The organism is Janthinobacterium sp. SUN118 (assembly GCF_030397695.1).
Classification (GTDB): domain Bacteria; phylum Pseudomonadota; class Gammaproteobacteria; order Burkholderiales; family Burkholderiaceae_D; genus Janthinobacterium.
This window is the reverse complement of sequence record NZ_JAPUBV010000001.1, coordinates 1,359,403-1,371,079: the sequence shown is the minus strand read 5'-3', so window position 1 is coordinate 1,371,079 and position 11,677 is coordinate 1,359,403. Positions and strand designations below refer to the sequence as shown.

General features: G+C 62.6%; 9 protein-coding genes. 5 read left to right on the top strand and 4 right to left on the bottom strand.

The window, feature by feature from the left end; translation table 11 throughout:
• The first annotated feature begins 10 nt into the window (after positions 1 to 10).
• From O0880_RS06185 to O0880_RS06175, 3 genes are all read left to right on the top strand, one after another.
• On the top strand, positions 11 to 562 hold the full coding sequence (locus O0880_RS06185; protein WP_289885620.1) for a hypothetical protein: 552 nt from the start codon (positions 11 to 13) through the stop codon (positions 560 to 562).
• A gap of 88 nt (positions 563 to 650) precedes the next feature.
• Entirely contained in the window at positions 651 to 3,371 is a 2,721-nt protein-coding gene (acnA, locus tag O0880_RS06180; protein WP_071322669.1) for an aconitate hydratase AcnA, read from the top strand.
• A 213-nt stretch (positions 3,372 to 3,584) separates the two neighbouring features.
• The gene (locus O0880_RS06175; protein WP_289885619.1) at positions 3,585 to 4,838 is read left to right on the top strand and encodes a DUF2863 family protein; all 1,254 of its coding nucleotides are present in this window, start codon (positions 3,585 to 3,587) and stop codon (positions 4,836 to 4,838) included.
• Between the two features lie 196 nt (positions 4,839 to 5,034).
• On the opposite strand, the gene O0880_RS06170 is transcribed toward O0880_RS06175, so the two are convergent.
• A complete protein-coding gene (locus O0880_RS06170; RefSeq protein WP_289885618.1) occupies positions 5,035 to 5,499 on the bottom strand; it encodes a CYTH domain-containing protein in 465 nt (154 codons plus the stop codon).
• 12 nt (positions 5,500 to 5,511) lie between these two features.
• Positions 5,512 to 6,633, bottom strand: coding sequence for a M14-type cytosolic carboxypeptidase (locus O0880_RS06165; protein ID WP_071322667.1), 1,122 nt, complete (start codon positions 6,631 to 6,633; stop codon positions 5,512 to 5,514).
• Positions 6,634 to 6,931: 298 nt separating this feature from the next.
• Between O0880_RS06165 and O0880_RS06160 the strand changes: the two genes are divergently transcribed.
• Positions 6,932 to 7,588 (top strand): TetR/AcrR family transcriptional regulator, encoded by a 657-nt coding sequence (locus tag O0880_RS06160; RefSeq protein ID WP_289885617.1) that lies wholly within the window; start codon positions 6,932 to 6,934, stop codon positions 7,586 to 7,588.
• Positions 7,589 to 7,705: 117 nt separating this feature from the next.
• Here O0880_RS06160 and O0880_RS06155 read toward each other — a convergent pair whose 3' ends face one another.
• Positions 7,706 to 9,202 carry an acetyl-CoA hydrolase/transferase family protein gene (locus tag O0880_RS06155; protein WP_289885616.1) on the bottom strand — a complete coding sequence of 499 codons (1,497 nt, stop codon included), beginning with the start codon at positions 9,200 to 9,202 and terminating at the stop codon, positions 7,706 to 7,708.
• 160 nt (positions 9,203 to 9,362) lie between these two features.
• Here O0880_RS06155 and O0880_RS06150 point away from each other — a divergent pair, with 160 nt between their 5' ends.
• Positions 9,363 to 10,256: a LysR substrate-binding domain-containing protein gene (locus O0880_RS06150; protein ID WP_289885615.1), complete on the top strand. Its 894-nt coding sequence runs from the start codon at positions 9,363 to 9,365 to the stop codon at positions 10,254 to 10,256.
• Positions 10,257 to 10,306: 50 nt separating this feature from the next.
• On the opposite strand, the gene fucP is transcribed toward O0880_RS06150, so the two are convergent.
• Positions 10,307 to 11,614 (bottom strand): L-fucose:H+ symporter permease, encoded by a 1,308-nt coding sequence (fucP, locus tag O0880_RS06145; RefSeq protein WP_289885614.1) that lies wholly within the window; start codon positions 11,612 to 11,614, stop codon positions 10,307 to 10,309.
• Between the last annotated feature and the right edge of the window lie 63 nt (positions 11,615 to 11,677).

The following is an 11,677-nucleotide window of genomic DNA, read 5'->3' as shown; positions in this document are numbered from 1 at the left end:
GAATTACACGATGTCCATCTCCAAATTAGCAATTGCCTGCAGCGTCGCGCTGGGCGCGATGACCCTCACGCTGGCGCCAGCCAGTTTCGCCGCCACGGACACCGCCAAGGCGCCGGCAAAAGCCAAGGTGGTCAAGGCCAAGGCCAAGACCACCAAGGCAAAAGCTGCCGCCAAGGAAGCGCATCCACTGGCCATGTCGGTCATCGACAAGGAAGAATCCGACGAGCCGGACACCGCAGGCTCCGCCTCCACGGACTTCAATTGCGAACTGGGCAACAAGATTACCATCTACACCAATGCCACGGATGACAAACACATCGCCCTGCGCTGGAAGAAGCGCCTGCACCGCCTGAGCCGCGTTGGCACCACCACCGGCGCCAACCGCTTCGAAAACCGCCTGTATGGCCTGGTCTGGATCGGCATTCCGGCCAAGGGCATGCTGCTCGATTCCAAGCAGGGACGCCAGCTGGCCAACGAATGCAAGGATGCGGAGCAAGCCAAGCCGGCGGCATTGGTGGAAGCCCCGGCCTCGCTGGGCGTGCTGCCGGCAACCGGCGGCTGATGTGCGTAGCAAGGGCCTCTTCGGGGGCTCAGTCATGTTTTGTACCCTGAATAATCAATAAATAGACGATACCCAACAAGGAGAGGTCATGTCCCGCAACACTCTGAACACGCTCAAGGACTTTAATATTTCGGACAGCAAGAAGGGCAAGCTGTATTCCCTGCCTGCGCTGGAAAAAAGCCTGGGCATCAATGTCTCCCGCCTGCCGGTGTCGATTCGCATCGTGCTCGAATCGGTGCTGCGCAACTGCGACGGCAAGAAAGTCACCGAAGAACACGTCAAGCAATTGGCGAACTGGGGCCCGACCGCCGAGCGCACCGACGAGATCCCGTTCGTAGTGGCGCGCGTCGTGCTGCAAGACTTCACCGGCGTACCGCTGCTGGCCGACCTGGCCGCCATGCGCAACGTGGCCGCCAAGATGGGCATCAACGCCAAGAAGATCGAACCGCTGGTACCGGTCGACCTGGTGGTCGACCACTCGGTGACCATCGATCACTACCGCGAAAAGAAAGCGCTGGACCTGAACATGAAATTGGAATTCTCGCGTAACAACGAGCGTTACCAGTTCATGAAATGGGGCATGCAAGCGTTCGACACCTTCGGCGTCGTGCCACCAGGCTTCGGCATCGTCCACCAGGTCAACCTGGAATACCTGGCGCGCGGCGTGCACCACGCAGGCAAGAAAGCCGGCGACGTGTACTACCCCGACACCCTGGTCGGCACCGACTCGCACACCACCATGATCAACGGCATCGGCGTGGTCGGCTGGGGCGTGGGCGGCATCGAGGCGGAAGCCGGCATGCTGGGCCAACCGGTCTACTTCCTGACGCCTGACGTCATCGGCGTCAACCTGTCGGGCGCGCTGCGCGAAGGCTGCACCGCCACCGACCTGGTACTGACCATCACCGAATTGCTGCGCAAAGAGAAAGTCGTCGGCAAGTTCGTCGAATTCTTCGGCGAAGGCACCGAATCGCTGACCCTGACCGACCGCGCGACGATCGCCAACATGGCACCGGAATACGGCGCGACCATGGGCTTCTTCCCAGTCGACGAAGCCACCATCGATTACTTCAAGGGCACCGGCCGCAGCAAGGCTGAAATCGCCGCGTTCGAAGGCTACTTCAAGGCGCAAAACCTGTTCGGCGTACCGAAAGCGGGCGACATCGACTACACCCGCGTGGTGGAACTGAACCTGGCGTCGGTCGCTCCGTCGCTGGCCGGCCCGAAACGCCCGCAAGACCGTATCGAAATCGGCAACGTCAAGGCCAACTTCGCGGAACTGTTCGCCAAGCCGACGACCGAAAACGGCTTCAACAAGAATCCGGCCGACCTGGCCGCCGTGTACGAAACGACGAATGGCGTGAAAGTGTCGAACGGCGACGTGCTGATCGCCGCGATCACCTCGTGCACCAACACCTCGAACCCGAGCGTGATGCTGGCTGCCGGCCTGCTGGCCAAGAAAGCCGTGGAAGCGGGCCTGAAAGTCGCTCCGCACATCAAGACCTCGCTGGCTCCCGGCTCGCGCGTCGTGACCGAGTACCTGACGGCCGCCGGCCTGCTGCCCTACCTGGAAAAACTGGGCTTTGGCGTCACCGCCTACGGCTGCACCACCTGCATCGGCAATGCCGGCGACCTGACGCCCGAGCTGAACGCCGCCATCGCCACCCACGACATCGTCGCTTCGGCCGTGCTGTCGGGCAACCGCAACTTCGAAGCGCGCATTCACCCGAACATCCGCTCGAACTTCCTGGCCTCGCCACCGCTGGTCGTCGCCTACGCCATCGCCGGCAACATGACGCGCGACCTGATGACCGAGCCAGTCGGCAAGGGCAAGGGCGGCAAGGACATCTACCTGGGCGACATCTGGCCAAGCTCGGCTGAAGTGTCGGCCATGATGAAGTTCGCCATGAACGCCAAGGTGTTCAAGGATAACTACGCCGACGTCAAGGGCGCGCCAGGCAAGCTGTGGGAAAAAGTCACCACCGTGTCCGGTCAAGTCTACAACTGGCCGAAATCGACCTACATCGCGGAACCACCGTTCTTCGACAACTTCTCGATGACGCCAGCGGCAGTGGCCACCGGCATCGAAGGCGCGCGCGCACTGGGCGTGTTCGGCGACTCGATCACCACCGACCACATCTCGCCAGCCGGCTCGATCCAGGAAAACGGTCCTGCAGGCAAGTGGCTGAAGGAAAACGGCGTCCTGAAAGCGGACTTCAACTCCTACGGCTCGCGTCGCGGCAACCATGAAATCATGATGCGCGGCACGTTCGCCAACGTGCGCATCAAGAACCGCATGATCCCTGCCAAGGCAGACGGTTCGGCGGTCGAAGGCGGCATCACGATCCACCAGCCTTCCGGCGAAGAAATGTCGATCTACGATGCAGCGATGAAATATGTTGCTGAAGGCACGCCAACCATGGTCTTCGGCGGCGAAGAGTACGGCACGGGCTCGTCGCGCGACTGGGCAGCCAAGGGCACCCAGCTGCTGGGCGTGAAAGCCGTGATCACCCGTTCGTTCGAACGCATCCACCGCTCGAACCTGGTGGGCATGGGCGTGTTGCCACTGCAATTCATCGGCGACGACAGCGTGCAGACGCTGGGCATCACCGGCAATGAAACCTTCGACCTGAAAGGCCTCGAAGGCGAAATCAAGCCACAGCAACTGGCCACCCTGGTGATCCACCGCGCCGACGGCACCAGCGTCGACGTGAAAGTGCTGCTGCGCATCGATACGCCGATCGAAGTCGATTACTACAAGCACGGCGGTATCCTGCCATTCGTGCTGCGTCAACTGCTGGCCGAGTAATCAGCCCAGCTGTGATGTAAGATGAAAGCGCCGGTTCCGACCGGCGCTTTTTTTTCGCCGGCAGGCCCGTGACGGCTTGAAATTGCGACGATTGGCATGATCTACAGACAGCTTACGTATTGCGTGCCGCCGAATCCTCTACAATACGGTTATAAGGGTTTATCATTGTTTGACTGATCCATTTTTTTCACTTTCCGAGACTCTTATCCCGCTATGCGTCGTCCTTCCAAAGATTCATCCCATAAACTGACTGCCGACAGCCAGCGCCTGGTCACCTTTGCCCAGGCGATCGTACAGGCAGCCAGCCGTCTCGAAGAGCGGTCCTGGGAACACAGCCTGGATACGCAGCTCCAGAAATTACTCAAAACCGGCCACCAGGACACCATCGACAACACCCTGGGCAGCCTGTTCAAGGAAGACTTGAACGCCTACGACGTGCTGATGGACTGCGTTGAAGCCGTCAGCGAATCGACCGTCATCGTGCATGAGGACGTGCGCTACGACGCCCTGCTGGTGGCCGTGCCCATCCTCGCGTGGACGCGCTTTTCCATCGCCTCCGGTCCCATGGCCGGCGACGCGCACGGCGTGCTGTCCGCCCACTTTGCCGCCCACCTGCTGGCCGACGGCACGAAGATGGCGATGGCGCCCACCCTGTACTCGATCGACCAGCTGCCGCGCAGCCACGTCGAGACCTATGCCAAGACGCAGAAGCTGGCGCAGGCCGCGCTGAAAGGCACGGCCGTCAAGCCATCTAGCAAGGAGGCGGAAACGGCGCCCTTCCTGGCCGACACGCGCTACCTGCTGGTGGCCGTGGCGGCCCCTGCTGGCGCACCGCTGTTCCGCTGGCAAACGCCGGCCAGCCAGCTCGACTTCATCGCCGAGCGCAGCGCCGCCCTGGAACAATGGCGCACGCAGGCGACGCCGACCATCGCCCGCCTGCTGCCTGGCTGCGGCCTGGAACTGCTGCTGCCGGAAGCGTACTACGTGGCCTGCCGCGAAGCGGACAAGCTGATACGCCCCGTCTCCGTGCGCGCCGCCGTGCATTACCTGACACACACCCTGGCCATCGAGCCGTCGGAACTGCGCGCCGTCATCGCCGGCTTCGGCGAGGAAGCGGCCGACGGCCAGGTGGACGAGTACCGCATCGCCTTCACCCTGCGCCAGGCGCCGGACGTCATCTACGGCATCGTCTGGCCCCTGTACGGCCAGGAAGACGAGGATGGCACGCCGATCGAAGGCCTGATCCAGGTCGGCATCGCCGCGCTGGACAAGCAAAAGACGCCCGTCGATGAAATTATCGAGCATCTCAACGCGGCCGGCGTGACGCAGATCAAGCGCCACGCGGAGCGTTTCGTCGGCGAATATTGCGACGATTGCGGCGCGCCCCTGTTTGCCGACCCCGTGGGCGAGCTGGCGCATGCAGAAATGCCCGAGGATACGCCGCAGGGCACCGAGCATTTCCATTGATGCTGTAATGCTGTTGTCGGATTACGCGCTACGCGCTAATCCGACCTGCGACGCTAATCCGACCTGCGCTGCTACGGAACCGGCAAGGGCCGTAGGCCGGATTAGCCGGTACGGCGTGATTCGACAATACCCCTGATGCAAAAAAAGGCGAAACCGAGGTTTCGCCTTTTTCATTACCACGTCCAGTCATCCACCATCACCACTGTGAAAACGGGTGGCGGATCAGGTTTGCGTTGTAGTAACGCGCGTCGCCCGATACTTCCGCGCCGATCCAGTCGGGCTTCTCGAACGGCTGGTCTTCCGATGCCAGTTCGATCTCGGCCACCACCAGGCCGGCATTGGCGCCGAGGAACTCGTCGACTTCCCACACCATGCCCGCGTGTTCGATGCGGTGGCGGTATTTTTCGATCAGCGGCTGCTCGCACAGGCCGTCGAGCAGCTCGACCGCGTCGGCCAGCGGAATCGGATACTCCCACTCGCCGCGCGACGCGCCCACGTTGGCGCCCTTGATGGTCAGCATCGCCTGTTCGCCTTCGATGCGCACGCGCACGACGCGCTCGCGCGCCGACGACAGGTAACCCTGGCGCAGCAGGACCGGCTGGCCCAGGCCGCGCCAGGCGTCGCCGGCAAGCAGGAATTTACGCTCGATCTCGATACCCATGAACAACGCCGTTCAATCCAGCGACAGCAGGATAGGCTGCAGCATGGCCGCGCCCAGGGCCGCGCTGCGCGCGCCGTTCCAGCCGACGGCCGGATCGGGCAAGTCGGCGTTTTCCTTGAACGGCATTTCCAGCGTCAGCGCCAGGCACTGGAAGTGATGGCCGATGTATTTCGACGCCAGCGTCAGCATGTCCGACTTGTACTTGCTGGCCGCATAGCCGAACTTGTCCTGGAAATCGGGGCTGGCCTGCTTGTAGCGCTCGATGAAGGCCTTCTGGTGCGCAGCCTGCGCCGGCGTGAAGTTTTCCAGCATTTCATTGCCGGCCACGAAGTTGTACGGCAGCGCTTCATCACCATGGATGTCGAAGAACATGTCGACGCCCGTTTCGTGGATCTTGTTTTTCACGCACAGCACTTCCGGGCTGTTTTCCAGCGTAGGCGTCATCCATTCGCGGTTCAGGTTGGCGCCGGCCGCATTCGTGCGCAGGTTGCCGCGGATGGAGCCGTCCGGGTTCATGTTCGGCACGATGTGGAACACGGCGCGCTGCAAGAGCTTGCGCGCGATCGGGTTGGCGTCGTCGAGCAGCGAGTCGATGAGGCCTTCGACGAACCATTCGGCCATCGATTCGCCCGGATGCTGGCGCGCGATGACCCAGATCTTCTTTTCCGCCTGCGGATTGCCGATGGTAACCATGTTCATGTCGCGGCCGTCGACCGTGCTGCCCAGGTCGGACACGCGCGCCAGCGGATGCTCGGCCACTTCACCCAGCAGGCGCAGGTGGCGTTCCCACGAATACGGCTCGAAGTAGGCGTAGTACACGCTGTCGAGTTCCGGCGTGTGCGTGATCGTCATCACCTGGCCGTCGAACGCCGTCGGCACGCGGAACCAGTTTTCGCTGTCGTAGCTGGCCACGGCCTGGTAGCCTTCATAGCCGGCCGGATAGGTGGCCTGGCCCGCGTTCAGGAAGCGCATCGTGCATGCCTGGCCACGCGCGCCCTGCAGGCGGAAGTGGAACCACTGGTGGATGTCGGCGTGGCTGTCCTTGCGCAAGTTCAGGTCAATGGCGCCGGCACTGGTGGCGCTCACCACGTCGATGGCGCCCGAGTCGAAGTTCTGGCTGATTTTAATGGTCATGTAAAGATCCCGTCCAAATGTAAGTGTTCCGGCGTTGCCTCGTGGGCCACGCCGTTGCGCAAAACGCAGTGTAAGCTATCCCGCTATTTTCCGCCCTTTGGCCCCGTTCGCAAAGCCTGACAGGACGATTCATGCACCAATCCGGGGCATCGATGGAAAAGTGCCGGGCAAAAGCGCGAAAAATCGGCCGGCTGTTGCATCTACCGGACAAAAAACTGATTTGTAACAGCGGCTGACACATTGGCACCAGGCCGCCCCCCTATAATTCTTTCTTTCATAGAGTCGCCAGGAAAGAGTCGTGGACAAGAAGTTAACTAATATTCAGGAAAGAAAGTTACGCGAAGCTCAGGCGCGGCGCGAGCACATCATCGACGTCGTCAAGGATCTCATCAAAAAGGGCGGCGCACGCGCCGTCTCCATCCGCAAGGTGGCCGAAGCAGCCGGATTTTCCACCACGGTCGTGTATGCGCTGTTCCGCGACAAGGCCACCCTGATCGCCCAGGCCATGGACAAGGACTTGCTGGAACTGGTGCGCGCCATGCGCACGGCCTGCGCCGACAGCGACGACCCGTGGCAGCGCATCGCCCTCGTCGGCCGCGCCTACGTCGAGTATGGCTTCCAGCATCCGGACGAATACTCGCTGATCTTCATGGAACTGCGCCCGCATGCGGAAGTCGACGCCGCCCTCGTGGAGCATGGCAATATCGAACAGGACCCGTATGCCTACGCGCTGCACCTGTTCACCGTACTGGCGCAAGCGGGCAAGGTGCGCAATGACGAAAGCGCCCTGCACGCGATGACGCAGATCTTTTGGCAGGCGCTGCACGGCCTTGTCTCGCTGCGCATCGTCATGGATGCGGGCGACCCGTGGACGCCGCACCCGGAAATGAACGCGCATATCGACGATTTGCTGGCCGTCGTCACGACAGGCATCGGCCTGCGCTTTGCGCCTTGACGTTTGATCCGGCGCAAACCGCTGCGCCGGAAAAGGCAACAATCGAAACCGACGCGAAAAAAAGGCAGGCGCGGTGATGAACCGCCCTGCCCTGCCTTTCTCCGCGCGGCGCTGACTTTATGGTGCTTCCAGCATGCTCTGCGTTTCCTGGTAGCGCGCATGCCAGGACAGCGCCTGTTCCAGCAGGTGCGGCGTGTGGCCGCCGCGCTGGCACGCCGCATCGTAGTAGGCGCGCAGCTGCGCGCGGTAATCGGGATGCGTGCAGCGCTCGATGATCAGCGGCGCCCGTTCGCGCGGCGCCAGTCCGCGCAAGTCCGCATACCCCCATTCCGTCACCAGCACATCGACGTCGTGTTCCGTATGGTCCACATGCGACACCATCGGCACGACGCTGGAAATGCGTCCGCCCTTCGCCGCCGATTTCGACACGAACATCGACACTTGCCCATTGCGCGCGAAGTCGCCCGAGCCGCCGATGCCGTTCATCATGTGCGTGCCGCATACGTGCGTGGAATTGACGTTGCCGTAGATATCGAACTCGAGCGCCGTATTCAGCGCGATGATGCCCAGGCGGCGCACGATTTCCGGGTGGTTGCTGATCTCTTGCGGGCGCAGCACGATCTTCGAACGGTAGTGGTCGATATTCTCCATCAGCTTCTGGTGCACGGGGGCCGACAGGGTGATCGACGAAGCCGAAGCGAACGCCAGCTGGCCCGAATCGAGCAGCTCGATGGCGCTGTCCTGCAGCACTTCCGAATACATGGTCATGTCGCGGAAGGGCGAGCCGATCAGGCCGTGCAGCACGGCGTTGGCGATGGTGCCGATGCCCGCCTGCAAGGGCAGCAATTCCGGCCCCATGCGGCCAGCCGCCACTTCGCCTTGCAGGAAGGCGATCACGTGGCCGGCGATCGCCTGCGTTTCCGCATCGGGCGGCAAGGCGTTCGACGGGCTGTCGGGGCTGTCCGTGATGACGATGGCGGCGATGCGGGCCGGGTCGATGGCGATGGCCGTGCTGCCCAGGCGCTGGTCGACGCGCGTGAGCGGTATCGGCTCACGGCCAGGCAAGGTTTGCGGAATGTAAATGTCGTGCAAGCCTTCCAGCGCCAGCGGCGTGGACAGGTTGATTTCGATGATGACTTGCGTCGCCTGCTGGGCAAAGGCGGCGGAGTTGCCCACCGACATGGTCGGGATGATGGCGCCGGCGGCCGTGATGGCCGTCGCCTCGATGACGGCGATGTCGACGGCGGCCAGGTTGCCCGAACGCAGCTGCTCGGCCGTTTCCGACAGGTGCTGGTCGATGAACATGACTTCGCCCTGGTTGATCTTGCCGCGCAGCACAGGATCGACCTGGAACGGCATGCGGCGCGCCAGCACGCCCGCTGTCGCCATCAGGCCGTCGCTGCCGTTGCCCAGCGAGGCGCCCGTGATCAGGGTCAAGGACAGCGGGTCCTGCAGGGCACGCTCGGCCAGTGCGCGCGGCAAAGCCTTGGCGTCGCCGGCACGGGTAAAACCGCTCATGCCGACACGCATGCCGTTATGGAACAACTTGGCTGCCTCATCGGCGCTCATGATTTTACTGAGCAAGCCTGGGTGGCGGATACGGTCCTCGTACATCGTGATGCTCCTGATATTCTTAATATTCTCAAACTGGATGGCTGTCATACACCAACCCCATAAGTGGGATTCAGTATAAAATCCCGACCACATGCATGGCATGAATTAATTTCGTCATATCCAGTCGATATTTTCATGCCGCGCCGAGGCGAGCCCCATCTTGGATATCCGTTCCCTGCGCTATTTCGTGGAAACCGTGCGCCTGTCGAGCTTTACGCAGGCGGCCGAATCGCTGCACCTGACCCAGTCCACCATCAGCAAGATGGTGCGCCAGCTCGAAGATGAAGTCGGCGCCCAGCTGCTGGTGCGCGACGGGCGCAAGCTGACCCTGACGGACACGGGCCGCATCGTCTACCAGCATGGCCAGGAAATGCTGGCCAATATGCGCCAGCTGACGCTGGAAGTGCGCGACACGCAGGCCTTGCAGCGCGGCAGCCTGACGGTCGGCATCCCGCCCATGATCAATGTCCTGTTCACGCCTGTTTTAAAGGCTTTCCGCGCGCGCCACCCGCATATCAGCCTGACCCTGCAGGAAGACACGGGCCAGCAGATCGAACGCAAGGTCGCGGCCGGCGAGCTGGAAATCGGCATGACGGTGCTGCCGGCCGACCCGGAACTCGACCTCGTGGCGGTGGCCATCGCCAGCTACCCGATCTGGGCCCTGGCCGAGCCGGGCACCTTCCAGAAACAGCGCACGACCCTGCCGTTGAAGGCGCTGGCCGAGCTGCCGCTGGTGCTATTGAAAGATGAGTTCGCCCTCACGCGCAGCCTGCGCCAGCATTTCGCGCAGGCGGGCTTCGAACCGCGCATCGCCGCCCAGAGCGGCCAGTGGGACTGGCTGGTGGCGATGGCCTCGGCCGGCCTGGGCGTGGCCCTGCTGCCGGAACCGTTCATCCACCGCCTGGCCGGCGAACCGCTGGAAGCCGTGCGCATCGTCGAGCCGGACCTGGCCTGGCAGGTGGCGCACATCTGGAGCGGGCGCTATCTGTCGCACGCGGCGCGCGCCTGGCTCGCAGTGTGCCAGGACGTGCTGGGCACGAAGTTCGCGCATTGACGCAAAAAAGGGTGGCCGAGGCCACCCTTTCTATAACTGCTGCGCGGCGCTTATTTAGCGGCCGCGTCCTCGTTGTACATGCCGGCATATTTCCAGCCGAAGTACAAAATGAACGTGTAGCACAGGGCCGGCACGATGAAGGACAGCTGCAGGCTGATCGAATCGGCCAGGAAACCCTGGATGAACGGCACGATGGCGCCGCCGACGATGGCCATGCACAGGATGCCCGAACCCTGGCCCGTCTGGGCGCCCAGCTTGTTCAGCGCCATGCTGAAGATGGTGGGGAACATGATGGAGTTGAACAGGCCGACGGCGATCAGCGACCACATGGCCGTGTGACCACTGGAGAAGACGGCGACGAGGATCAGCGCGATGACGATGGCGGCATTGAAGGCCAGGGTCTTGCCCGGGCTGACATAGCGCATCACGGCGAAACCGACGAAACGGCCCAGCATGGCGCCGCCCCAGTAATAGCTGACGAAATATGCGGCGTCGGCATGGCTGAGGCCAGCGATATGGCTCTCGCCCAGGAAGTTGATGAGGAAACTGCCGATGCTCACTTCGCCGCCCACGTACAGGAAGATGGCCAGCGCGCCCAGCACCAGGCGGCGGTGCGACCAGATCGACACCTTCTGGCCGTCCTGCGCCAGGCTGGCGGCATCGTCCGCATGCGAAATCTTCGGCAATTTTGCCAGCGCGAACAGCACGGCCAGGATCACCAGCGTGGCGGCCAGCACCAGGTACGGCCCCTGCACGGCGGCCGCTTCCTTGGCGCGGTAGGCCAGTTGCTCGACGGCCGGCAGCAGGTCGAACTGCTGCACCGTGAGGACCGTGCCCGACAGGATCAGCATGCCGCCCAGGGCCGGCGCCACCGTGGTGCCCAGCGCGTTGAACGCCTGCGTCAGCGTCAGCCGGCTCGACGCCGTCTGCGGGTCGCCCAGTTCCGTCACATACGGATTGGCGGCCACCTGCAACACGGTGATGCCGGCCGCCAGGATGAAGAAGGCCAGCAGGAACAGCGCATAGCTGCCTGTCGAGGCCGGGTAAAACATGGCGCAGCCGGCGGCGGCGATCAGCAAGCCCGTGACGACGCCGTTCTGGTAGCCGATGCGCTTGATCAGCATGCCTGCCGGCAAGGAAACGATGGCGTAAGCGCCAAAGAAGCAGAATTGCACCAGCATCGCCTGCACATAGGTCAGGGTGTAGATCGAGCGCAAATGGGGAATCAGCACATCATTGAGCGATGTCAGCAACCCCCACATGAAAAACAGCACCGTGACAATGATCAGGGCGCCTGTATTGTTTTGCGTGCCGGCCTGTGCGGACTGGACGCCCTGGCCTTGCTTTACGTATTCCATACCTTCTCCATTTTCAAATCCAAGTTTTGTCTTGCCAGGCATGGAAGCGGTTCCATCCGGGCA